This is a genomic window from Arthrobacter sp. D5-1, assembly GCF_017357425.1.
Taxonomy (GTDB): Bacteria; Actinomycetota; Actinomycetes; order Actinomycetales; family Micrococcaceae; genus Arthrobacter.
On the sequence record NZ_CP014571.1, the window covers coordinates 522847 to 545849 of the forward strand.

Here is a 23003-nt window from a genome sequence, read left to right on the forward strand (position 1 = left end):
GCGCATCGATCCCGCGCCTTGCATCAAGCGGTCCCCTTCCATGAAGCAGGCCCGTTCCATCGACTTCGGTCGCCGGACCTTTGCTGTCCGCCGCTTCGGCGGGCGGCTTTCACTGCGCGTCGATGCCCGCACTGTGATTGTCACCGCCATCCTGGTCGCCGCCGCCCTGGCGCTCGCCGTCGTCGCGCTTGGCCTGGGCGGGTTCAGCGTTGCGGTGCCGGACGTGGTATTGGCTCTGCTGGGTCAGTCCAGCGGAGCCGTGCACATGGTGGTGGTGGAGTGGAGATTGCCCCGCGTCCTCCTGGCCCTGTTATTGGGGGCGGCCATGGGGGTCAGCGGGGCAATTTTCCAGTCGCTGACGCGCAATGCGCTGGGAAGTCCGGACGTCATCGGCTTCAACACCGGCGCCTACACGGGTGCTCTGGTGGTCATTCTGTTGATGGGTGGCGGCTTCTTTGCGGTGTCGGCCGGTGCGCTGGTGGGTGGGCTGGCAACTGCGGCACTGGTGTACCTGTTTGCCTACAAGAAAGGTATCCAGGGTTTCCGGCTCATTATTGCCGGCATTGCTGTGAGTGCCATGCTGGCGTCCGTCAACACCTGGATGATTCTCAAGGCCTCCTTGGAACAGGCGATGTCCGCTGCCGTCTGGGGTGCCGGTTCTCTCAACAAGGCCTCGTGGGACCAGGTGCTTCCCGTGGTGGGTGTCTTTGTGCTGCTGCTGGGCGTGTTGGCTTTTTACGGCAAGCGGCTGGGGCTCTTGGAGATGGGCGACGACGCCGCCAGGGCCTTGGGCGTTCGGCTGGAAGGGTCGCGGCTGGTCCTGGCAGTGGTGGGCGTGGCTTTAACGGCGATGGTCACCGCTGCGGCCGGACCGATCGCGTTTGTCTCCCTTGCCGCCCCGCAACTGGCACGCCGGTTGACCCGCTCCGTCTCGGTGGGCGTGGTTCCCTCTGCTGCTATGGGCGCCTTCCTGCTGGTGGCCAGCGACATCGTGGCGCAGAACCTGTTCGCGCCAATCCAATTGCCCGTGGGTGTAGTGACCGTCAGTATCGGCGGCTGCTACCTCGTATGGCTCCTTGCCCGCGAAGTGAAGCGGCAATGAGCCAAGTATTGAAGGAGATTGTTGTGACTGATGTGTTGGATGTTCCGGCTTCTGTTGGCTCGCATGTTGTGGGCGCCGTTTCGCGGCTCCACGCTGAGAAGGTGAGCCTCGGATATGCCGGCCGCACGGTGTCTGAGGCGCTTGACGTGCGCATTCCAGATGGCGGGTTCACCGTAATTGTCGGGCCCAATGCCTGCGGAAAGTCGACGCTTTTGCGTGCGCTGTCCCGCCTGCTTGAGCCCAGTTCCGGTTCCGTGTTGTTGGATGGCAAGAGCATCTCCTCCTACGGGTCCAAGGAAGTCGCGCGAAGGTTGGGGCTCTTGCCGCAGACCTCCATCGCCCCCGACGGAATCACCGTGGCGGACCTCGTTGCCCGCGGCCGGTACCCACACCAGAAGTTGCTGCGCCAGTGGTCAGAGGCAGACGAAGCGGCCGTGGTTGCTGCCCTGGAAGCCACGAATGTGGACGGGCTGTCCGGGCGTCTGGTGGACGAGCTCTCCGGCGGGCAGCGGCAACGCGTCTGGGTTGCCATGGTCCTGGCCCAGCAAACCCCGCTGCTCCTGCTCGACGAGCCCACCACGTTCCTGGATATCGCGCACCAGATTGAGCTCCTGGAGTTGTTCCGGCGGCTTAACCGCGAAGGGAACACCCTGGTGGCCGTGCTGCACGACCTCAACCACGCCTGCCGCTACGCCACGCACCTTGTGGCCATGAAGGACGGCGCAGTGGTGACCGAGGGACGGCCCGCCGATGTTGTGACGGCCGAGCTGGTGGAGCACGTGTTCGGCCTGCCGTGCATCGTGATCGATGACCCCGTGAGCCACACGCCGCTGGTGATCCCGCTGGGGACCTGATGCCACCTCGGCGGGCTATTCAGCCCCCAGCAACTCTTCCCGCCGCCGTTCAGTCTCCTCGCGCAAAGCCTGCACGACGGCGGCTACGGCGGGGCGTCGCATGGAGTCCGGGCGGAGGACCATCCAGTAGGGGAGCAGCTCGGCGAAGTCCGCCGGCAGGAGACGCACCAAATCCGTGTGCCGGTCGGCCATGAAACACGGCAGGAAACCAACGCCTGCTCCGGCCCGGGTGGCCTCCACATGGACGAACACGTTGGTGGAACTGAGGCCGTCCCGCATGGTCGGAACCAACCTGCGCGGAGCATCCAGATCATCGACTTGGAGCATGGAATCCACAAAGTAGACCAGTTGGTGCTGCGTGAGCTCCTCAATACTTGAAGGGGTGCCGTTGTCCTCCAAGTAGGCGCGCGACGCGTACATCCCCAGCCGGTATTCGCCCAGCCTGATGGCTTCGGCCCGGTGCACTTGCGGCGTCCCCACCACCACTTCGATATCCAGGCCGGAGCGCTGCTGCAACGCCCTTCGCGTCACCGTCACGATCTCCACGCTCAGCCCAGGGTGCTCCCGCCGCAAGCGCGAGACCGCAGGGGCTGCGATATAGGCGCTGAAGCCATCGGTCGCGGTCATGCGTACGACGCCGGTAATGGGGTCGGGTGCGTGGTCGCTGGGTCCCAGCGCGCCCACCGCAGCTTCAATCCGTTCTGCGACCAGCACGGCTTCCGCGCCCAGCTCCGTTACTTCCCAACCGCCCGCGGCACGCGCCAGGATCCTGCCTCCCAGCGCTTTCTCCAACGCCGCTATCCTGCGCGAAACGGTGGTGTGGTTGAGCCCCAAGGCTTGGGCCGCCGTCGTAAATTTTCCTGAACGTGAGACGGTCAGGAAAATGAGGAGGTCATCCGGGTTCGGCTTCATATCTGCAATTTTGCACACACAGGGTGCTGCTTTGGTCATTGAGACACAACAAATCTGCGGCAATACTCAGTGGAGCATTTCGTGTTGTGGATCACATCACGTTCAAAAGGGTCAAAGAGGACACTGAGGAGATGGATATGAGCGTAGAGCAGCGCTCCGCATCAAAAGCAGGGAAGGGCGCCGGCGAAGGCTCCGGACTCAAGAAGATCGTCGCGGCCTCAATGGTGGGCACGGTGGTGGAGTGGTACGAGTTTTTCCTGTACGCCACGGCCGCCACGCTGGTCTTCGGCAAGTACTTCTTCCCGAGCACCGGCAATGAACTGGACGGCATCATCCAGGCGTTCATCACCTACGCCGTCGGATTCGTTGCCCGCCCTCTCGGTGGCATCGTGTTCGGCCAGATCGGCGACAAGCTCGGCCGCAAGCCCACGCTGCAGTTGACCATCGTGATCGTGGGCGTCTCCACGTTCCTGATGGGCTGCCTCCCGGGCTTCATGGAAATCGGCTACTGGGCACCGGCCATGCTGGTGGCACTCCGCTTCATCCAGGGCTTCGCGCTCGGCGGCGAATGGGGCGGTGCTGTTCTCCTGGTGGCTGAGCACAGCCCCAACAAGTCGCGTGGTTTCTGGTCATCGTGGCCACAGGCGGCAGTCCCGGTAGGTAACCTCCTGGCTACGGCCGTCCTGTTCACCATGTCCACGGTCCTCAGCAGCGAAGCCTTCCTCGGCTGGGGCTGGCGCGTAGCGTTCTGGCTCTCCGCCGTGATCGTGTTCGTTGGCTACTACATCCGCACCCACGTCACCGAAGCCCCCATTTTCCTCGAAGCCAAGGCGCAGGTGGAGGAGTCCAAGGCCATCAGCTACGGTGTTGGCGAAGTCATCCGCAAGTACCCCAAGGGCATCCTTCAGGCCATGGGCCTCCGCTTCGCAGAGAACATCATGTACTACCTGGTGGTGAGCTTCGCGATCGTCTACCTCAAGAGCGTCCACAAGTACGACACTTCCTCGCTCCTGCTGGCACTCCTGATCGCCCACGTCATCCACTTCCTGGTCATCCCGCAGGTGGGACGCCTGGTGGACTCGTGGGGGCGCAAGCCCGTGTATCTGGTGGGCGCGATCGCCGGCGCGACCTGGCCGTTCTTCGCCTTCCCCATGTTCGATACCAAAAACGCCGTGATCATTGTCCTCGCCGTGACCATCGGCCTTTGCCTGCACGCCTTCATGTACGCGGGGCAGCCTGCCATCATGTCCGAGCTTTTCCCCACCCGCATGCGCTACTCGGGTGTATCCCTGGGCTCGCAGGTCACCTCGATTTTTGCCGGCTCACTCGCGCCGCTGCTGGCAACCCAGTGGCTCAAGGACACCGGATCCTGGGTTCCCACAGCCATCTACCTGGTGGTCGCCTGCGCCGTAACGGTCGTCGCCGTTGTTTCACTGAAGGAGACCAAGGGCATCGCGCTCCAGGAAGTGGACGAGGCCGACGCCATCCGCCACGGACTCACTACCGCCTCGAAAGGCTGACTCGATGGACAACTCCTTGAACGGACGCAAAGCCCTGGTGACCGGTGGCGCGAGCGGAATCGGGGCAGCCTGCGCCCGGGCGCTCGCCGCCCGCGGTGCGAAAGTAGTAGTGGCCGACGTCGATGCCTCCGGAGCTGCGGCGCTCGCCGACGAGCTGGGCGGCACAGCCTGGACTGTGGATCTCTTGGACGTCGACGCGCTGGCCGCTTTGAGCCTGGACTGCGACATCCTGGTCAACAACGCCGGAATCCAGAAAGTTGCGCCGATCGAGGAGTTCGAACCCGCGGAATTCCGGCGGATCCTGGCCCTGATGCTGGAGGCTCCGTTCCTCCTCATCAGGGCCGCACTCCCGCACATGTACGCCAACGGGTTCGGACGGATCATCAACATTTCGTCGGTCCATGGGCTCCGGGCCTCGGCCTACAAGAGTGCGTACGTCTCCGCCAAGCACGGTCTGGAGGGACTCAGCAAGGTCACGGCTTTGGAGGGTGGCGAGCGCGGTGTCACGTCCAACTGCATCAACCCCGGGTACGTCCGAACGCCGCTGGTGGAGAAACAGATCGCCGATCAGGCCCGTCTCCACGGCATCCCCGAGGCCGAAGTCCTGGCAAAGGTGATGCTGACGGAGTCCGCGGTGAAGCGCCTGGTGGAGGTGGAAGAAGTTGCGTCGCTGGCCGCGTGGATGGCCTCCGACGACGCCGGCATGGTCACCGGGGCGAGCTACACCATGGACGGCGGCTGGTCGGCCCGGTAGGCCGCGTCCGCTGGTCAGCCGGGTTAACTTTGGCCGCCGATGATTTCCTCGGCATTGTCGTATGCCCAGGTCACCAGGGGGATAAGCAGTGCCGTGAGCTCGCGGCCGCGTTCAGTCAGGCTGTAATCCACGCGCGGCGGGATGACGGGTTGTGCATCGCGGCGTACAAGTCCGTCCCGTTCGAGCGTTTTCAGGGTTTGGGCCAGCATTTTTTCGCTGATGCCTTCAGCGCGTCGGCGCAGTTCGCTCCATCGCTGATCTCCCTCGGACAGCGAAAGCAGGACCAGCACTCCCCATTTGCTGGTGATGTGGTCCAGCACCGTTCGGCTGGGGCAGCCGGCAGGGAAGACACCGTCCGCGACGCCGGCCGGGAGGGGAGTCAAGAGGGTACTTACTTTCATGTCAGTACCTTACCTTAAAGTGCGTACTCTCTTTCGGGAAGTTACCTGCGGGAGGGGTGGTTGTGATCGATGACCGACCCATTAACTTCCTTGAAAGGAACCAGTCATGAGCATCGTCATTACCGGAGCAACAGGCCAGCTGGGCCGCCACGTCATAGAGGCCCTCCTTGAGCGCAATGTCCCCGCTGACAGCATTGTTGCCACAGGGCGCTCCATCGAAAAGCTGTCCGGCTTTGTTGCCCGCGGCGTTCGCGCGGCTGCAATGGACTACGACGACCCCGCTTCGGTGGCCCAAGCGCTTAAGGGAGCCACCAAGGTCCTTCTTATTTCGGGAAGCGCCGTCGGTCAGCGGGTAGAGCAGCACCGCACGGTCATCGAGGCAGCAAAGGCCGAGGGCGTGGAACTTCTGGCCTACACCAGCATTGCCAACGCAGACACCACCCGCATGAAGCTGGCCGCAGAGCACCAGGCCACGGAATCCATCCTGAAGGAATCAGGCGTCCCCTTCGCCCTCCTTCGCAACAGCTGGTACATCGAGAACTACACCGACCAGTTGCCGGGAACGCTTGCCCAGGGAGCGCTTGCCGGCAGCGCCGGAAACGGCAAGGTCAGCGGTGCTTCCCGCGCAGACTATGCGCAGGCCGCAGCCGCGGTCCTGGTCGCGGAGCACCAAGGCGGGAAGATCTACGAATTGGGCGGGGACGAGGCCTTTACCTTGGACGAGTTGGCCGCCGAAATCAGCGCTGCATCAGGCAAATCAATCGAATACCGGGACCTCCCGGCAGATCAGTACGCCGATCTCCTGACGGGCGCAGGGGTACCCGAAGGCTTCGCGCAGATCCTGGCGGATACCGATCTGGGCATTGGCCGTGGCGATCTTTTGGTGACCACCGGTGATCTCCGGAAACTGATCGGGCGCCCGGCAACTGCCTTGTCCGAGGCCGTGCGCTCCGCAGCTGCTGCCATCTGAGCTTGACCCCCTCGCGGGGCGACAGTTAATGCCAATGTTCAGCGTGAACATTGGCATTAACTGTCGTTTCGGCGCAGTAAATCAGGCGGTTTCGTCCACCAGTTCTGCCCGGCGCAGGCCGCCACCGCGGACCCAGAGTTTGTAGGCCACGAACAGCAGGACCAACCAGGTACCGCCGACATACAGGGCTACCCGGGTGTCCTCGAAAACGCCGAGGATGATGATGACCATCGCCATGAAGGCCATGGTCAGGATGGACGCAGCAGGCCACAGCGGAGAACCGAATTCCGACGCCGGCAGCCCCTTGCGCTTGATTTCCCGCTTCATGGCCACGTGCGACGCCAGGATCATCACCCAGACCCACACAGTGGCAAAGGTGGCGATCGATGCGATGAGCACAAAGACGTCCTCGGGAATCACAGCGTTCAGCACGACGCCAACCAGCAGGATGCAGCCCATCATCACCACTGTCATCCACGGAACGCCGTGCCGCGAGATCTTGCTGAAGCTCTTCGGTGCGTGACCCTGTTGAGCGAGGCCGAACAGGATGCGGCCGGCTCCGAAGATGTCGCTGTTGATAGCGGAGAGCGCGGCGGTAATGACTACGGCGTTGAGGATGTGCGGTGCGGCCGGGATGCCCAGGCCGTCGAAGATCTGCACGAACGGGCTGCCGCTGCTGCCGATCTCGTTCCACGGGAAGATGCTCATCAGCACACCCAACGTCAGCACGTAGAAGAGCAGCACGCGGACCGGCACGGTATTAACGGCCTGCGGGATGACTTTCTTGGGGTTGGTGGCTTCGCCCGCGGTAATGCCGATGGTTTCGATCCCGCCAAAGGCAAACATCACCACGGCGAACGCGGCCAGGAGCCCCTCGAAGCCGTTTGGGAAGAAACCACCGTGGTTCACAAGGTTCCCCAGTCCCGGTGCCACGCCGCCGCCGTCGCCCGTTTGGAAGCCGAACACCACAATCGCTGCACCGCCGGCGATCATGGCGATGATCGCCACCACCTTGATGAGCGAGAACCAGAACTCAAGTTCGCCGAACACCTTCACGCTGAGCAGGTTCATGGCGCCAAGGAACAGAATGATCGCGAGCACCCAGATCCATCTGTCCACCTGGGGGAACCAGAACCCCATATAGATGCTGAAGGCAGTGACGTCGGCGATGGCCACAATGGCCATCTCGAACACGTACGTCCACCCGGTCACGAATCCCGCGAACGGTCCCAGATACTTCGACGCGTACTGGCCGAAGGACCCGGACACGGGGTGTCGGACGGCCATTTCGCCGAGGGCGCGCATCACCATGAACACGGCCGCGCCGCCAATGATGTAGGCCAGCAGGACGGCCGGACCGGCTTTCTGAATCGCAGAAGCAGAGCCGTAGAAGAGGCCCGTGCCGATTGCGGATCCGAGGGCCATGAAGCGGATATGGCGGACGTTCAGGCCTCGGCTGAGCGCCGTACCCGCGGCCTGGAGGACAGAGTTCTCCGCGGCCAGCTTGGTTTGTTGCATAGTAAAACCTTCTCGTCTTTGGGAGGGGATCGCTATCCAGCAGATCACTTTTGGGCCTCTTGTGATCGGACTCACGGGGGTTTGGTGTCTTTGATCGCAGACACTGCTTTGGCGGACAGGGCCGCTGTAACGGACGGGGCTGCTTTAACTGACGGGGCGGTTTTAACTGACGGGGCGGTTTTGGGAGGGTGGTCAAAGTCATAGTCTCCGTTCGGATATGATGACCGCGGACAGCTCATCAATACGGTCAGGCATCCCTCGTTTTCAGCCTCGCCCCCTTGAATTCAGCGCTGCCACCGCATCCTTATGGGGGACTTTTGATTTCTGTACTTCGTCACACTCGACGCCGTTGGGCCGCTGCCGTTGTTGCCGCTGTGACTGGCGCGTCTTTGCTCTTTGCATCCCCAGCGCAGGCGTACGACAATCCCGATTTTGAGGTTCCCAGCGCATCGCAGGCTCCTTTGCCGTATGTCCAGCGGGCCACTGACACGGCGGGCGTCCTTGAGTTGTGGAGGACGGGTGGCCCGGCCGCCCGGGCAGCAGCGGCGTCGGCCCTGGTGGGCGGCGCAGGTGCGGTCCAGGCATTCGTCGACGGCGGACAGGACGCCCCGCTGGCAGCGGACCGCAAGCAGTTGGTCACCGAGCTGACGGAGCGGGGGAGCGGGCATGTTCGCTCCGTCGCTCAGAAGATCCTTGCTACCGGTGATCCGGGCAAGATCGATGCCTTCCTCGCAGAAGGCTGGGCCGGAACATGGCGGGGTGAACTCCGGACCGTGGCCACCTACTTCCTTCACTACGGCAACGTCCACGTTCAACGGGAGGCGTCCAAAAGCCTCGACGAAGGCGAAAAAGCCGTGGAGCAGTTCGTCCTGACCGGGTGGAGGGACAAGGCAAAGATGGCAGACCGCCAATCGGCATATGGCCTCATTGCTTCCGGGAATCCTGCCGTTTCTGTTGCTGCCAAGGCAGCGCTGGAAACCGACGACTCTGAGATCGTGGCTGATTTCCTGCGCTATGGGCAGTTCGTTGCAGGCGACCATCACGCTGAGGCGGCCGCCGTGACTGCGCTGCTCCAGCAGGTCAAGGACGACATCAAGGCCAACCCCGTCGGGGCCGCAGCAGTAGCTGACCGAGCGAAGACCGCCGTCGAACAGGCCAGGAGCGCCGCTGCGGCTGCACGGAAAGCAGACGCGACACGTCAGAGTGTTGATCGTGATCTCCTCAGTGCCCAGGCTGTTCCGCGAAATGTCCTGGACAGCGCAAGCCTGGCTTCCGAGAAGCCGTTCAAGGAAGCCTTTGCAAAAGCCGCCAAGGAATTGCCCGGACTTCTGGTGACCCTCACCGCTCCCGGTGCCAACCTCGACGCACTGATCAATGAGGCCCGGCAGGTCACCCTGAATCTCGCACTGGTCGGCACGCCTGAAGTGAAGAAGTCCGCCGCGACTGCCTTGTTGGGCGGGGATTCGGCCATCAAGGACTTCGTCACCACGGGCTACGGTGAGGCTGTCAGGTTGGACTCAAGCGGTGTGTCTGCGTTCGGCGCGGACCGTCAGCGGGTCTATCAACTACTGGCCCAGGGCGGCAGTCACGTCAACAAAGCCGCGGATATTGCCTTGGGCTCTGCCAACCACGCAGATGTCCGCTATTTCCTTGAGTATGGTTTCGTTGCTGCGCAAGACCTGGACAACCGCATCCTTGCCTACGCCACCCTGGACAAGGGTGCGGAACGGCGGGCGGCTGCCACTGTGGCGCTGGAGGGCAGCCGGGCTGACCTTCGGGCGTTCGCCGCCGCCGGGCAGTTTGCTGCTGCCAAGCGCGACGAAGCCACCGCCGCCCACGTTGCCTCGATCGACGCCATGATTGCCGAACTCGCCGGGTTGGCGGATAGGGCAGCGCTCGACGCCGGTACAGCGGCCGCCGCTGAGAAGGCCGCCGAAGCGGCTCGCCAAGCAGAGGCAGCGAAAGCCGCCGAATCAGCCCGTGCGGCAGAGGCAGCCAGGGCCGCTGAGGCAGCAAGGACCGCTGCGGCGGCAGAGCAGGCGCGCGGGAAGCTTCCGTTGAACGTACCAAGGGCTGATTCTTCCGAACTGTTCGGAGCAGCTCCCACCGTGGTGCCATGGCCGCAGGCGCCAGTTCCCGCCGTCGCGCTTCCCGTCACAGGCGAGGCGCCGGACGGCGAGCCTGTTGATGCTGAACGTCCGGACATCACAGATGTCGATGTTCCGCCGGCTGCGACGTGGCCCAGCGAGTCGGCGTCGGAGGAGTCGTTGTCGCAAGAGGCGGCGGCTCCCTTGGCAGCTTCATCTGCCGGGCTGGGCGGTTGGACGATCGGCCTGATTGCGGCGCTGGTCCTCGCTGCTGCCGGTGCCATCACCTTCCTGCTCCGCAGGAAAGGTCCAGTGCCGGCGACGGCAACTGCCCCGGCCCCGAAGCCGTAGCCCGGGTCCTGCCCCAGCCCCGGCCAATGGCTGGGGCTAGCAGGAACTGTCTGGTACTCCAGACACCGGGCAAGCCTGACGGGTTGGCTGCGGAGCCCCCCAGGGTGCACGCTTGAGTACGGGATACCGGACAGTCGCATGTTCCGCTGGTCCCGAACCCTGAGCAGTGAGGAACCATGACAACGTCGCCAGTGGCACCAGGCAAGGCCACTTCCAAAGTCCCTGCCGCCGAGAATACCCTGCGGATCCTGAAGCTGCTGGCCTCGCGACGAGGCCCAATGGCGGCGTCAAACATCGCCACGGCACTGGGCTTGCCACGATCCAGCGTCTACCACCTGTTGGGTGTGATGGAGGCCAACGGCTTCGTCCTGCACCTCCACGAAGAGCAGCGATACGGGCTCGGCATCAGCGCCTTCGAACTCAGCTCGGCATACTCACGCCAGGAGCCTTTGTCCCGGCTTGGCCGGCCCATGCTCGCGTCACTGGTTGATGTGATCGGCGAAAGCGCGCACCTCGCGGTGCTTCATGGCCGCGACGTCCTCTACATCGTGGAGGAACGCGCCAAGAACCGCCCCAGCCTGGTGACCGACGTCGGGGTCCGCCTGCCCAGCCACCTCACTGCGTCAGGCCGCGCCATCCTGGCCGCACTGCCAAAGTCGCAGGTCCGCGCGCTGTATCCAAACGCCGCCGCCTTCACTTCGCGGCACGAGGTGGAGTTCCCCATCATGAAATACTCCGCGTTGTCGTCTCACCTCGATCAAGTGCGGCAGCGTGGCTACGCCACGGAAAACGGCGAAATTACGCCGGGATTCGGCTCCATCGCCGCCGCAGTGACGGACCACGTGGGCTGGCCGACGGCGGCAGTCGCCGTTACCTTCTTGGAGGACAAAGTGCCGGCTGAGCAATGGCCGGTGTTGGCTTCACGTATCCGGAAGGCGGCAGACGAACTGTCGGTCCGGATCCACGGCCGCCCTGCGGGCTAGCCCGGCCCCATGGCATCGCGCTCGACGAGTTTTCGGAAAGTATCCAGTTCACCCTGGAAGCTGCCGCGGTAGGAGCCCAAAGCGAACAGCCGCCCGAAGATTCCGGCGATAAATCCCCGGGTGACGAACACCTGGTTGATGCGCGTACCGTGGCCCTCGGCAGTGAACGTTACATCTGACTCGCCCTTCAGGATGGCATTGCCGAAGCGGGTGCGGATGTGCCAAGGCCGCTCAACCTCAAGGATTTCGGTGGGGCTGGCCATCCGCCCGAACCACAGGGTGTAGCGGCTGCCGGGCACATCGATCGAACCAACCAGATCGCCCGCCCGGGTGACTCCGCCAATCCACTCAGGGTACCGGTCAAGATCCGTCCACGTCGCGAAAACGCGTTCGGGTGGTGCTGCGACAAGGGTCGAAACGCGGAACGTTGCCATGGGTCCAGCATGCGCTCATTGCCGCCGGAATGCGAGGGGGTTAACGGTCTGTAATCCCGGACAGCACCCCTTCAAAAGCCGTTCCCGCCGCTTGATAAAGGGGCTTTAGTAGAAGCAGAAGATCTTTCCAGCACACACTTTCCAAGACGAAGGAGCCACCATGGCACCCGCCGATTTCACTACAGGAGCCCGCCCGGTCAAGGCTGCCCGGGGTACGGAGCTGACTGCCAAGTCCTGGCAGACGGAAGCGCCGCTGCGCATGTTGATGAATAATCTGGATCCTGAGGTCGCTGAGCGTCCTGATGATTTGGTGGTTTACGGTGGCACGGGCCGTGCGGCGCGTTCCTGGGCTGCGTTTGATGCGATTACCCGGACGCTGGAGACCATGGAGAAGGACGAGACGCTGCTGGTGCAGTCGGGGAAGCCGGTGGGTGTTTTCCGCACGAATGAGTGGGCGCCGCGGGTGCTGCTGGCGAACTCGAACCTGGTGGGGGATTGGGCGACGTGGCCTGAGTTCCGCCGGCTCGAGGCTGAGGGTTTGATGATGTATGGCCAGATGACTGCTGGGTCATGGATTTACATCGGCACCCAGGGCATCCTGCAGGGCACCTATGAAACGTTCGCTGCTGTCGGAAATAAGCTCGCCGCGGAGGGCCGCCACCCGGCGCCGGCGGCGGAAGGTTCCACGGAGGGGCCGCTGGCAGGGACCCTGACGTTGACTGGTGGTTGTGGTGGCATGGGCGGGGCGCAGCCGTTGGCGGTGACGCTCAATGATGGTGCGTGCTTGATTGTTGATGTGGACGAGTCCCGGCTGCGTCGGCGTGTGGGTAAGCGGTACCTGGACGAGGTCGAAACCGATTTGGATGCTGCGATCGCCAAAGTCCAGGCCGCGAAGGACGAGCGCCGCGGCTGGTCCGTCGGTTATGTGGGCAACGCCGCTGAGGTCTTCCCCGAATTGCTGCGCCGCCACAAGGCCGGCGAAGTCACGTTTGACGTGGTCACGGACCAGACCTCCGCTCATGACCCGTTGTCCTACCTGCCGGAGGGCATCACGGTGGCCGAGTGGCACACCGAAGCCGAAGCTGATCCGGAAGGGTTCACCAAGAAGGCCCAGGCGTCAATGGCCCGCCAGGTGCAGGCGATGGTGGAGTTCCAGGACGCCGGAGCTGAGGTCTTTGATTACGGCAACTCGATCCGTGACGAGGCCCGCAAGGGTGGGTATGACCGTGCGTTTGAATTCCCTGGCTTCGTCCCGGCGTACATTCGTCCGTTGTTCTGCGAGGGTCTGGGCCCGTTCCGCTGGGTCGCGCTCTCGGGCGATCCGGAAGACATTGCGGTGACGGACAAGGCCATCAAGGAGTTGTTCCCGGAGAACAAGCACCTCCACAAGTGGATTGACGCTGCGGCCGAACGGGTTGAATTCGAAGGCCTGCCGGCCCGTATTTGCTGGCTTGGGTACGGCGAACGCCATAAGGCTGGTCTGCTGTTCAACCGGCTCGTCGCCGAGGGCAAGGTCAAGGCTCCGATCGTGATCGGCCGTGACCACCTGGATTCGGGTTCCGTGGCGTCCCCTTACCGGGAGACCGAGTCGATGAAGGATGGCTCGGACGCGGTTGCTGACTGGCCGTTGCTGAACGCGCTGACTGCTGCATCCTCGGGCGCTACGTGGGTGTCCATCCACCACGGTGGTGGTGTTGGTATTGGCCGGTCCATCCACACTGGCCAGGTTTCCGTCGCTGACGGCACGGAACTGGCAGCCCAGAAACTGGAACGGCTCCTGACCAACGATCCCGGTATGGGCGTCATCCGCCACGTCGACGCCGGCTACGACCGCGCCATCGACGTCGCCAACGAACGCGGCGTCCGCATCCCCATGAACGAGAAGTAGGCAGCAACAGTGACTATTACGACCCACGAACCATTGACCGTCACCCTCGGCTCCAGCGGCGTCACGCCCGAAGACGTGGTCGCCGTCGCACGCCACGACGCCAAGGTGACCATTTCCCAGGATGCCCTGGACAACGTCGCCAAGGTCCGTGCGCACATTGACGATCTCGCTACCAGCGATGTCCCGGCGTACGGGATTTCGACGGGCTTTGGTGCCCTTGCCAACCGCCACATCCCCAACGACCTCCGCACCCAGCTGCAGAAGTCACTCATCCGCAGCCACGCCGCCGGAATGGGTCCGGCCGTGGAACGCGAAGTGGTCCGTGGCATTATGTTCCTCCGCGCCAAGACCCTCGCTTCCGGCCGCACAGGCGTCCGCCCTGTGGTTCTCCAGACCATGGTGGACGTCCTCAACGCCGGCATCACCCCGCTTGTCCGCGAGTTCGGTTCGCTGGGCTGCTCCGGCGACCTCGCACCGCTGTCCCACTGCGCGCTGGTCCTCATGGGCGAAGGCGAAGCAACGGGCCCCGACGGCGAACTCTACGGAACCGCTGGCAAGCCGCCTGTTGCTGAGCTGCTCGCACAGCACGGCATCGAGCCGGTCACCCTCGCTGAGAAGGAGGGCCTGGCCCTCGTCAACGGCACCGAAGGCATGCTCGGCATGCTCCTGATGGCCATCGCCGACATCCGCTTGTTGCTCGCGACGGCGGACGTCACCGCGGCGCTGAGCGTCGAGGCGCTGCTGGGCACCGACCAGGTGTTCCTGCCGGAGCTCCACGCCGCACTGAGGCCGCACCCCGGCCAGGCAGCCAGCGCCGACAACATGCTCCGGGTGCTGTCCAACTCGCCAATCGTTGCTTCGCACCGGATCAACGACACCAAGGTGCAGGATGCTTACTCACTGCGATGTGCCCCTCAGGTTGCGGGCGCAGTGCGCGACACCGTGGACCACGCCGCACTTGTGGCTTCCCGCGAACTCGCCGCTGCGATCGACAACCCGGTGGTCCTCCCGGACGGCCGCGTTACGTCCAATGGAAACTTCCATGGCGCTCCCGTGGCCTATGTCCTGGACTTCCTGGCCATTGCAGTGGCGGACCTCAGCTCCATCGCCGAGCGACGCACGGACCGCATGCTGGACCCTGCCCGCTCGCACGGACTGCCGGCCTTCCTCGCTGGAGATCCCGGCGTTGACTCCGGCCTGATGATCGCCCAGTACACGCAGGCTGGCCTGGTCTCGGACAACAAGCGCCTGGCCGTGCCCGCATCGGTGGACTCCATCCCGAGTTCGGCCATGCAGGAAGACCACGTGTCCATGGGCTGGCACGCTGCCCGGAAGCTGCGCAAGGCCGTGGAGAACCTTCGGCGCGTGCTCGCCGTCGAGCTTGTCACCAGCGCCCGCGCCATTGACATGCGGACGCAAATGTCCGACGGCGAACTCACCCCGGGTCCTGCCGGCACGGCAGTGCTTGAGGTGCTTCGCGAAGTAGTCCAGGGGCCGGGCACAGACCGGTTCCTGTCGCCGGAACTGGAAGCGGCTGACCGTTTGGTTGGTTCCGGGGCGGTCCGTGCGGCCGCCGAATCCGCCGTCGGGATTTTGGCCTGACGTCGAATAAAACGCTCATCTGATGGGCATCTTTGTCACGCCCCGGTCTTTGTTCGCAACGCAAGCGCCGGGGCGTGGCAAATGTAGTAGAACTTATGGTGTACGTCACGTCCACAACAACGGTGTTGTGGGCTTGACGGTCAACCGTTCACACAACTCAATACACAACAGAGAACATCCACAAAGGGGTAGAAGTTCAATGAAGGCACGCGGAGCAGTCCTGTCCAGGCGAAACGCTCACTCGGCTACGGTTTCCGATTGGAAGACGCTGAAGGTTGGCGAGAGGGTGGAAGTGGTCAAGTACGCCCACGTGATCGCCGCCGGTCTGATCGAGGAAATTTCCAGCAGCGGAAACGTGGTGTGGCTTGAGCATTCGGGCCCGGGCGTTACCGAAGAGGGCAAGGAACTGTTCATGAAATCCGACGGCGTGACTCTCCGACGGGCATAGCTTAAACAGAAACCGGGGCTCGTTCCCTTCCGCGGGTAGTAGATGCGGAAAGGAACGGGCCCCGGTTTTTGCGTCGCTGCCGGGAATGCGTTGGGGTATCAGGCAGCGAGTACTTCGCGGGTCTGGCCGAAGGGAACGGATTCGTCCAGAGCCACGGTGTAGGTGCCGGGCTCGTGGCGCGTCACCAGAATTCCGCAGGCAGCGTCTGCTGCTGCGTTTTCGATCAAGGCATCCACGGCGCGGTCGAGTCCGTCGTGGATCTCGTCTGCCTTCGAAAAGGACAGGCGAATTTCGCGTTCTGCAGTCATTGCAGGGGTCATTGGGGGGGCCTCCTATTACGTGCCGCATGCGAGGGCGACCCATCAATCATAGGCGGTGAGCTCCAAGATATGTAAGATGACTGGCAGTCAGGTGACGTGGGTCTCATGTCCGAACCATGGCGCGGAGGAGTTTGACAGCTACTGAAAGAGCAGCGATATCCACCGGACCTGGCTTGATGGCCTCCCGGATGGTCTCTTGGACCCGCACCAGTTGCTCGATGTTTCCGTGCTCCCAATCCACGATCCGTTCCACAGGATCGGCCGCCACCCTGGACCGCGGAGTATGCCGGACCACCGCTTTGGTCATGTCGGCGAGGACCAGGTACATGTCATCCCTGAGCGCAGCCCGGGCCAGGGACTCCCAATGGGTGTCCCGCGGAAGCATGGTGATGTGTTCCAGCAGCGGGATGGCGGAAATCCGTTCGAAGACGGCGAAGTAGACCTCCGCCACGGCGTCTGCCGGCTCCTGGAGTTCCTCTGCGATGGCCGAGATGTCCAGCAGCCCGTAACTGACCAGCAGCTCAGATGCGCGGATTCCCAAACTGTGGGGCAGGCCGACGGCATCGGTATGGGCGAGCCGCTTCTGGGAGTGTGCCAAATTGATGCCGTGCAGGAAACCAGTGAAGTTGGCCCGCATGAGGGACATCGGTTGCTCCAGCCGGGCCAAAGCATCGGACAGGGGCTTATCGCGGAAGTCATGGGTAACGTACCAGCGCACCGACCGGTCCAGCAGGCGTCGCATGTCCAAAGCCACTGCGGCACCGTGCTCGCTGGGCGTAGTTGCCGGCAGTTGGGCGATTGCCTGGGTCACGGAGTCCAGATCCCAGACCTTACGCATCACCACGAACCCGCGTGCCACGGCGGCTGCTGACACCGTGGTTTCTTCCATGGCCCTGAAAGCGAACGCGATTCCGCCCATGTTGATCATGTCGTTGGCTACCACGGTGGCAACGATGTGCCGGCGGAGCGGATGCGTTGATAGATGTTCGCCGAACCGCTCCGCGACCTGCCTGGGGAAGTACTCGCGCAGTGTTTGCGAGAACCACGGATCATCAGCGAGTCCGCCTTCCGTGAGCTCCCGGGCGAGCTCGATCTTGGCATAAGCGGCCAGCACCGCGAGCTCGGGAGTGGTCAGGCCCTTGCCCGTGAGGACCCGCGCCTGCAGTTCACCGTTACTGGGGAGGGACTCCAGTTCCCTGTCCAGATCCGTTACGGATTCCAACCAGTCCATGGTCCTTTCGAAGCTGGGGCTCCATTCCACGGCCAGTTGCTTGTCATTGAGGAGCAGGACGTTCTGGTCATCGTTGGTTTTGAGCACCAGCCGGCCTACTTCCGCCTGCAATGACTGCAGGAACGCTGTCCGTTCCGATGCGGTCATCCTGCCTGCCGAAATCATGCGGTCCAGGAAGATCTTGATGTTCACCTCGTGGTCCGAGCAATCCACGCCCGCCGAATTGTCGATCGCATCGGTGTTCACCAGGATGCCCGCCAGCGCAGCCTCGATCCTGCCGCGTTGCGTGACACCCAGGTTGCCGCCTTCAGCGATGATGTGGGTGCGGAGCCGGTTGGCATCGACGCGGATGGCGTCGTTTGCTTTATCCCCGACGTCGGCGTGGGACTCCGTGGACGCCTTGACGTAGGTGCCAATGCCGCCGTTGTACACAAGGTCCACCGGCGCCATGAGGATCGCCCTGAGAAGTTCGGGCGGGCTCATTGCCAGCTGACCCGTAGCCTCTGCACCTTCAGCCAGACCGAGCGCGAGCCTGACCTCCTCGGTGATCATGATGGATTTGTCCGTCCGCGCGAAAACACCGCCTCCCGGGCTCAGCTTGGCGGGATCGTAGTCGGCCCAGCTGGATCGGGGGAGCCTGAAGAGCCGCTCCCGCTCCGCGTAGGACTCAGCAGGGTCCGGCGTGGGATCCAGGAAGATGTGCCGATGGTCGAAGGCGGCGACCAATTTGATGTGGTTGGACAGGAGCATGCCGTTGCCGAAAACGTCACCGCTCATGTCGCCGATGCCCACCACAGTGAAGTCTTGGGCCCTGGAATCGATCATGAGCTCACTGAAGTGGTGCCGGACGGACACCCATGCACCCCGGGCGGTGATGCCCATCTGCTTGTGGTCGTAGCCCACCGAACCGCCCGATGCGAAAGCGTCCCCGAGCCAGAAACCGTACTCCGCCGCAGCGGCATTGGCGATGTCAGAGAAGGCAGCCGTCCCCTTGTCTGCCGCGACCACCAGGTAGTAGTCGTCGCCGTCGTGCCGCACCACCCGCGGTGGCGTGACGACGCGACCGTTGCTGCCGCCGTCGGGATCCGGTACCAGATTGTCCGTGACGTCCAGCAGCCCGCGGATGAACGTCCGGTAGTTTTCCTGGCCCTCCGTGAGCCAGGCAGCGCGGTCCTCCGCCGGGTCGGGGAGTCGCTTGGGAAAGAAGCCACCTTTGGCCCCGGTAGGAACAATCACGGCATTCTTGACCGTTTGCGCCTTTACCAACCCCAGGATTTCGGTTCGGAAATCTTCGCGCCTGTCCGACCATCGGAGGCCACCGCGGGCGATCGGACCGAAACGCAAATGGACCCCTTCAACCCGTGGTGAGTAAACCCAAATCTCGAACTGTGGCCGCGGCGGTGGGGCCACCCGGAGGCCGGAGGGATCGAGTTTGATGCTGATGTACGGCTTGTCCTGGTAGAAGTTGGTGCGCAAGGTCGCTTCCACCAAGCTGGCGAGCGTCCGGAGGAGACGGTCGGCGTCAAGGACCGGGATGGCGTCGATGGCTTCGGTCAGGGCAGCCCTGGCGGTATGGATTGCCTGCGTCCGGTGACTTAGCCCGCTGGTGCCCTCCTCGAAAACGTCGCCGTGGGACGTGACACCGGAACGGTTGTTGAGCTCAGGATCAAACAGGTCCGGTGCGTAACGGTCCGGGTTGAACTTCGCTTCGAAGAGTTCCAGCAGCGCATGTGTTGCCCGGGGGTTGGACCAGAGCGTGTCTGTAATGAAGCCGTACGAGTTGGTGCTTCCCAACTGCCGTAAGTACTTGGCGTAAGCGCGCAAAATGGATACTTTCCGCCAGCCGATGCCCTCTTGGATGACCAATGCATCGAAGGCGTCGGACTCCGCGTCGCCCCGCATGGCGGCGCAGAACGCGCCCGCCAGCAATCCGCCCGTCGCCAGGGGATCCACGCCACGCGGGTACTTGAGCCCGAGGTCGTACAGGAAGAACTGCCTGCCGTCTCCACGCTGCATGTCGAAAGGCCTCTGGTCCAGGACTTTCAAGCCGAGATTGTGGAAGAACGGGAGGATCTGGGTGAGGCTCCTGGGGCGGGTCAGATACAGCCGGATCCGGGCGTCCTCGGTCAGCACGGCGGTGCCGGGCCGTGTATAAACGGTAAGCAGGGGATCGGGCTCCACGTCGTCGCCGGCCGGGAAGCTCTCGAACGCCGAGATGTCCTCAACAGCGTCCTCCACCTCAAAGTCGGCCTTGTAACTTGCCGGGAACGCGGCGGCCCACTCACGGGAGAGCCGCGCCGCCTCTTCCGAGGGATAGCGCGCCTGCAGCGCCTCAGCCAGGCCCTGTGCCCAGGTCCTGGTAGCGGCGATGATCCGAGGCTCCAGGATTGCGGCATCCACGACGCCGGGCGTCCCGCCGAGAGTCGAAGCCGCCTGCGGCAACAGCACCCGGAAGAACACCCGGGCCATGGCGGACTCGCCCAAACGAAGCTCAAATTCGATGGCGTCCGAACCGAAGGCTTCCCGAAGTTCACGTTCAATGCTGAGCCGCACGGCCGTGCTGTACCGGTGGCGCGGCAGGAACACGAGCGCTGTCATGAACCGCCCATAGGAGTCCGGCCGGAGGAAAAGCCTGGTGCTGTGACGTTCCTGGAGGCGCAGGATCTCGCGGGCATGGTCGGCCAGTTGCCCGGAGTCGATGTGGAACAGCTCATCACGGGGATACCCCTCGATCACAGCCAGAAGTTCCTTGCCGTGATGCGAGCCGGGCGGATAGCCGAACGCCCGGATCACTTCCTTTACCGTGTCACGGATGACGGGAATATGCAGGGCTGAATGTGACGTGGAACTGGGGGAGAAGAGCCCCACAAAGCTGTGCATGGCGGTGTTTTGCCCGCCAGTACCCAGTTCGGTTGTCCCGGCTGTTTGCACGGTAATTTCATCCAGGTAGGCGCGGCGCAGGACCGTGGAGCGTTGGGTGGACTTGGTGAGGGTGAGCAGCCGGGGTTTCCCGGAGGGAAAACCTCCGGGTGACTCTTCCCGGTCCATATAGTCCACCTGGTCCATGTGGTCCGCCCGATCCCGCAGCACGCCCAGCCCCCGGCGCCCGCGATATCCGAGGAACACGAAGTTCCCTTCACCCAGCCATTGCAGCAGCTCACGGGCCTCCATGGCCTCCCGGGCTTCAGCACCCGGGCCTCCCACCTCATCCAAGGCCTCCACCTCGCGGGCCAGTTCCTCATGGATTGCAGCATGGTCCTCGGCGGCCGCCCGCACGTCGAGCAGGACCCTCCGAAGCCGGCCCACCAAGCGGTCGGCAGTCGCATCGTCCGGGAGCCGGGGGATTTCGATTGCCATCCACGCTTCGGCGAGCGGTCCGCCGTCGTGCCCATCATGTGGGGTGGCCAGCTGCGGACTGATGACGGCAGCTGAATTTTCGACGCCGGTGGGCAGCCCGATACGTTGCGGCGCGCTGTGGATGGTGGTCAGGCGGTGGGTGGCTGGGTCCCGGGTGACGGTGAAGGTTGGGTGGACGAGGAGCCGGATGGCTGCGGTGTCCCTGGCGATTTCGGCGGTGACTGATGGGAGCAGATAGGGCATGTCATCGCTGACTATCGAGACCACGCTGGCGTCGGGCTCATGCAGGACCCCGATCACGGCCTGCCCGGGCTCACGCCGCTCAGCCAAAGACCGATGGTAGCGGGCCCGTTCCAGCAACGTTTCAGGGGTGTAGCTGCGGACATCGTCCTCTGCCACGTGCTGGTAGTAGTCGGTCAGGAATCCGTCCGCCGGCTCAGTGCTGGGTGACATGGTGCTGCGCCTCCGCTGCGCAAAGGAGCGGCCGTGTTGTTGCGGTCGGCAAAGTCCCTGCGCCTCACCTCATGCTCCCGCGAGGTGGCATTTGATGGCAATGTTGGAGCGAACATTGCCCTCAAATGCGACGCCGGGAGGGGCTCCGGTCTCGGGGCCACTCAGACGTGGTGGCGGGATTCGAACCCGCGTGCGCTGCTTTGCAGGCAGCTCCCTGGCCTCTCGGGTACACCACGTGCCAACGACACTAGGCGCCTGGCGGCGGCCGGATCAAAGTTCATGTCGCAGGCTTTCGCAGCGCTACGCAGGTAGTCGCCGGGCTACTCAACGTTGCGCAAGGTTGCTGCCCGTTGAGCTGTGGACGCCTTGGCGCGACTCACTGCGAACGACACTCCCGCAGCCACCAGCAGCGTGAGGATCGCAGCTGCCATGTGGGTGTAGAGGAGGAGGTGTCTGTCGCCGCCACCGGACGCGGCCCCGGTTGGCACATCCCCGGTTGGCACATCCCCCAAGACCGGGCCGCCGTGCAAGTGGTCCAGTAATCCGCTGCCGGGAAAGTACCCTCCGAAAGCCTCGAAACCGAAGTGCAGCAGCTGCTGTGCCAAGCCGGAAAGGAGGAGCAGCAGCAGCGGTCCGTGCACCCAACGGGAAATAAGTTGGGCGGCGAGCGCACACAACGCGGCGAATGCCAGGAGGACGGGTAGGGCAGGAGCGCTGCCGCCCGCCACCATGTGCGCTGCGAGTCCCAGAGCCACAGCTATCGGCCCTGCCACCCAAGCCCACTTGTCCTGCACAGGAGTTCCGCGCATCGCCATCCTTCCCTCCCCACAGAGTAGGCGGAGGAAGGCGGCTGGAAAAGGGAACGCTAGGCGAGCAGGGCGTTCACCAGTCGCGCGGCCACTTTCGCGGTGCGGTGATCGATATCAAACTCCGGGTTCAGCTCCGCTATGTCCAGGTGCAGGAGCTTCCCGCTCGCAGCAACCTGCCGGCAGACCGCGTTGATCACTGGCAAAGGCACGCCATAGGCTGCGGGTGCGCTGACCCCGGGCGCCACGGATGCAGGCATCACGTCCAGGTCAATGGTCAGGTACAGCACGTCCACGCCGGCCAGGAAATCGGCAACAAAAATCTCTACTGCCTCCGGCGTGCACAGCTCATCGAGCAGGTACTTCACTCCCAGGCGATCGGCGGTGTCGAAGAGGGTGCGCGTGTTGTTCGGCTCCGAAATTCCGACGACGGCGTACTGCAGTTCGCGGCCGGCGGCGGCTTCTGCGTGGGCCATCTGCAGGAACGGCGTACCCGAGCTCGGTGTGGGTTCGTCGCGAAGGTCAAAATGGGCATCCAGGTTCAGGACACCAAGCCGTTTGCCGCGGACCGTGTCCGAACCGGCCACGCCAAGATAACTGGCGAACGCGGTTTCGTGGCCGCCGCCCAGCACCACGGTGAGGTTTCCGGCGTCGAGCAGTTCCGTAATGGCGCGTCCGGCGCGCTCTTGGCCGGCTTCCAGTGAGTCCTCCTCCACCACCACGTCACCGGCGTCGAACACGTCCCGGTCAAGATGGAACGCCAGCGGACCCAGCGCCGTGCGGATGGCAGCGGGAGCCGCAGCAGCACCGACCCGGCCCTGGTTGCGGCGCACTCCGGCATCGCTGCAAAAACCAAGCACGACGGCGGGACGCGAGGCAGTTGCGGGTGCGGGCGACGTCAGGGGTGCTACTGCCTGCCACCAGCGGCGGTGTTCAGTGCCGTCTCCGTCAAAGCGGCCCTTCCACGGCCCAGGGTTGACGTCTACGGCGAGGGTGATGCTGGTTTCCATGC

18 protein-coding genes and 1 tRNA gene are annotated in these 23003 nt (G+C 63.8%); 10 read left to right on the top strand and 9 right to left on the bottom strand.

Features of this window, described 5'->3' with window-relative positions:
* Positions 1-40: 40 nt before the first annotated feature.
* Both AYX22_RS02575 and AYX22_RS02580 read left to right on the top strand, forming a co-directional pair.
* The gene (locus AYX22_RS02575; protein ID WP_207597436.1) at positions 41-1102 is read left to right on the top strand and encodes an iron chelate uptake ABC transporter family permease subunit; all 1062 of its coding nucleotides are present in this window, start codon (positions 41-43) and stop codon (positions 1100-1102) included.
* The gene (locus tag AYX22_RS02580; RefSeq protein WP_207595994.1) at positions 1099-1956 is read left to right on the top strand and encodes an ATP-binding cassette domain-containing protein; all 858 of its coding nucleotides are present in this window, start codon (positions 1099-1101) and stop codon (positions 1954-1956) included. The genes AYX22_RS02575 and AYX22_RS02580 overlap by 4 nt, the downstream gene beginning before the upstream one ends.
* A 15-nt stretch (positions 1957-1971) precedes the next feature.
* On the opposite strand, the gene AYX22_RS02585 is transcribed toward AYX22_RS02580, so the two are convergent.
* Entirely contained in the window at positions 1972-2868 is an 897-nt protein-coding gene (locus AYX22_RS02585; protein WP_207595995.1) for a LysR family transcriptional regulator, read from the bottom strand.
* A 137-nt stretch (positions 2869-3005) separates the two neighbouring features.
* Between AYX22_RS02585 and AYX22_RS02590 the strand changes: the two genes are divergently transcribed.
* On the top strand, positions 3006-4388 hold the full coding sequence (locus tag AYX22_RS02590; RefSeq protein WP_207595996.1) for an MFS transporter: 1383 nt from the start codon (positions 3006-3008) through the stop codon (positions 4386-4388).
* Between the two features lie 4 nt (positions 4389-4392).
* Complete coding sequence (locus AYX22_RS02595) at positions 4393-5142, top strand: 3-hydroxybutyrate dehydrogenase (protein WP_017200737.1); 750 nt, start codon at positions 4393-4395, stop codon at positions 5140-5142.
* A 23-nt stretch (positions 5143-5165) separates the two neighbouring features.
* Here the strand turns inward: AYX22_RS02595 and AYX22_RS02600 are convergent, their stop codons facing one another.
* Entirely contained in the window at positions 5166-5543 is a 378-nt protein-coding gene (locus AYX22_RS02600) for a helix-turn-helix domain-containing protein (protein ID WP_207595997.1), read from the bottom strand.
* Between the two features lie 106 nt (positions 5544-5649).
* Between AYX22_RS02600 and AYX22_RS02605 the strand changes: the two genes are divergently transcribed.
* Entirely contained in the window at positions 5650-6513 is an 864-nt protein-coding gene (locus tag AYX22_RS02605; protein ID WP_207595998.1) for an SDR family oxidoreductase, read from the top strand.
* Between the two features lie 81 nt (positions 6514-6594).
* Here AYX22_RS02605 and AYX22_RS02610 read toward each other — a convergent pair whose 3' ends face one another.
* Complete coding sequence (locus AYX22_RS02610; RefSeq protein ID WP_207595999.1) at positions 6595-8031, bottom strand: amino acid permease; 1437 nt, start codon at positions 8029-8031, stop codon at positions 6595-6597.
* A gap of 317 nt (positions 8032-8348) precedes the next feature.
* Here AYX22_RS02610 and AYX22_RS02615 point away from each other — a divergent pair, with 317 nt between their 5' ends.
* Positions 8349-10469 (top strand): ALF repeat-containing protein, encoded by a 2121-nt coding sequence (locus tag AYX22_RS02615; RefSeq protein WP_207596000.1) that lies wholly within the window; start codon positions 8349-8351, stop codon positions 10467-10469.
* Positions 10470-10645: 176 nt separating this feature from the next.
* Complete coding sequence (locus AYX22_RS02620; RefSeq protein WP_207596001.1) at positions 10646-11452, top strand: IclR family transcriptional regulator; 807 nt, start codon at positions 10646-10648, stop codon at positions 11450-11452.
* Here the strand turns inward: AYX22_RS02620 and AYX22_RS02625 are convergent.
* A complete protein-coding gene (locus AYX22_RS02625) occupies positions 11449-11886 on the bottom strand; it encodes an SRPBCC domain-containing protein (RefSeq protein WP_207596002.1) in 438 nt (145 codons plus the stop codon). The genes AYX22_RS02620 and AYX22_RS02625 overlap by 4 nt on opposite strands.
* Positions 11887-12046: 160 nt before the next feature.
* Between AYX22_RS02625 and AYX22_RS02630 the strand changes: the two genes are divergently transcribed.
* From AYX22_RS02630 to AYX22_RS02640, 3 genes are all read left to right on the top strand, one after another.
* Positions 12047-13774 carry a urocanate hydratase gene (locus tag AYX22_RS02630; protein WP_207596003.1) on the top strand — a complete coding sequence of 576 codons (1728 nt, stop codon included), beginning with the start codon at positions 12047-12049 and terminating at the stop codon, positions 13772-13774.
* A gap of 9 nt (positions 13775-13783) precedes the next feature.
* Positions 13784-15376, top strand: coding sequence for a histidine ammonia-lyase (hutH, locus tag AYX22_RS02635; protein WP_207596004.1), 1593 nt, complete (start codon positions 13784-13786; stop codon positions 15374-15376).
* Positions 15377-15575: 199 nt separating this feature from the next.
* Positions 15576-15824, top strand: a complete 249-nt coding sequence (locus tag AYX22_RS02640) for a hypothetical protein (RefSeq protein ID WP_207596005.1) — start codon at positions 15576-15578, stop codon at positions 15822-15824.
* A 98-nt stretch (positions 15825-15922) separates the two neighbouring features.
* On the opposite strand, the gene AYX22_RS02645 is transcribed toward AYX22_RS02640, so the two are convergent.
* The 5 genes from AYX22_RS02645 to hutG form a co-directional block, all read right to left on the bottom strand.
* Positions 15923-16144: a hypothetical protein gene (locus AYX22_RS02645; protein ID WP_089593406.1), complete on the bottom strand. Its 222-nt coding sequence runs from the start codon at positions 16142-16144 to the stop codon at positions 15923-15925.
* Between the two features lie 103 nt (positions 16145-16247).
* Positions 16248-21185 carry an NAD-glutamate dehydrogenase gene (locus AYX22_RS02650; protein ID WP_207596006.1) on the bottom strand — a complete coding sequence of 1646 codons (4938 nt, stop codon included), beginning with the start codon at positions 21183-21185 and terminating at the stop codon, positions 16248-16250.
* A 165-nt stretch (positions 21186-21350) separates the two neighbouring features.
* A tRNA-Cys gene (locus AYX22_RS02655) sits at positions 21351-21421 on the bottom strand.
* An 84-nt stretch (positions 21422-21505) separates the two neighbouring features.
* Positions 21506-21994, bottom strand: coding sequence for a hypothetical protein (locus tag AYX22_RS02660; RefSeq protein ID WP_242703496.1), 489 nt, complete (start codon positions 21992-21994; stop codon positions 21506-21508).
* Positions 21995-22050: 56 nt separating this feature from the next.
* Positions 22051-23001 carry a formimidoylglutamase gene (hutG, locus tag AYX22_RS02665; protein ID WP_207596007.1) on the bottom strand — a complete coding sequence of 317 codons (951 nt, stop codon included), beginning with the start codon at positions 22999-23001 and terminating at the stop codon, positions 22051-22053.
* Between the last annotated feature and the right edge of the window lie 2 nt (positions 23002-23003).

Bases quoted from the DNA above. Each gene is read 5' to 3' on its own strand.
- AYX22_RS02575 (WP_207597436.1), top strand. From the start codon at position 41: ATGAAGCAGGCCCGTTCCATCGACTTCGGTCGCCGGACCTTTGCTGTC.
- AYX22_RS02580 (WP_207595994.1), top strand. From the start codon at position 1,099: ATGAGCCAAGTATTGAAGGAGATTGTTGTGACTGATGTGTTGGATGTT.
- AYX22_RS02585 (WP_207595995.1), bottom strand. From the start codon at position 2,868: ATGAAGCCGAACCCGGATGACCTCCTCATTTTCCTGACCGTCTCACGT.
- AYX22_RS02590 (WP_207595996.1), top strand. From the start codon at position 3,006: ATGAGCGTAGAGCAGCGCTCCGCATCAAAAGCAGGGAAGGGCGCCGGC.
- AYX22_RS02595 (WP_017200737.1), top strand. From the start codon at position 4,393: ATGGACAACTCCTTGAACGGACGCAAAGCCCTGGTGACCGGTGGCGCG.
- AYX22_RS02600 (WP_207595997.1), bottom strand. From the start codon at position 5,543: ATGAAAGTAAGTACCCTCTTGACTCCCCTCCCGGCCGGCGTCGCGGAC.
- AYX22_RS02605 (WP_207595998.1), top strand. From the start codon at position 5,650: ATGAGCATCGTCATTACCGGAGCAACAGGCCAGCTGGGCCGCCACGTC.
- AYX22_RS02610 (WP_207595999.1), bottom strand. From the start codon at position 8,031: ATGCAACAAACCAAGCTGGCCGCGGAGAACTCTGTCCTCCAGGCCGCG.
- AYX22_RS02620 (WP_207596001.1), top strand. From the start codon at position 10,646: ATGACAACGTCGCCAGTGGCACCAGGCAAGGCCACTTCCAAAGTCCCT.
- AYX22_RS02625 (WP_207596002.1), bottom strand. From the start codon at position 11,886: ATGGCAACGTTCCGCGTTTCGACCCTTGTCGCAGCACCACCCGAACGC.
- AYX22_RS02630 (WP_207596003.1), top strand. From the start codon at position 12,047: ATGGCACCCGCCGATTTCACTACAGGAGCCCGCCCGGTCAAGGCTGCC.
- AYX22_RS02640 (WP_207596005.1), top strand. From the start codon at position 15,576: ATGAAGGCACGCGGAGCAGTCCTGTCCAGGCGAAACGCTCACTCGGCT.
- AYX22_RS02645 (WP_089593406.1), bottom strand. From the start codon at position 16,144: ATGACCCCTGCAATGACTGCAGAACGCGAAATTCGCCTGTCCTTTTCG.
- AYX22_RS02650 (WP_207596006.1), bottom strand. From the start codon at position 21,185: ATGTCACCCAGCACTGAGCCGGCGGACGGATTCCTGACCGACTACTAC.
- AYX22_RS02660 (WP_242703496.1), bottom strand. From the start codon at position 21,994: ATGCGCGGAACTCCTGTGCAGGACAAGTGGGCTTGGGTGGCAGGGCCG.
- hutG (WP_207596007.1), bottom strand. From the start codon at position 23,001: ATGGAAACCAGCATCACCCTCGCCGTAGACGTCAACCCTGGGCCGTGG.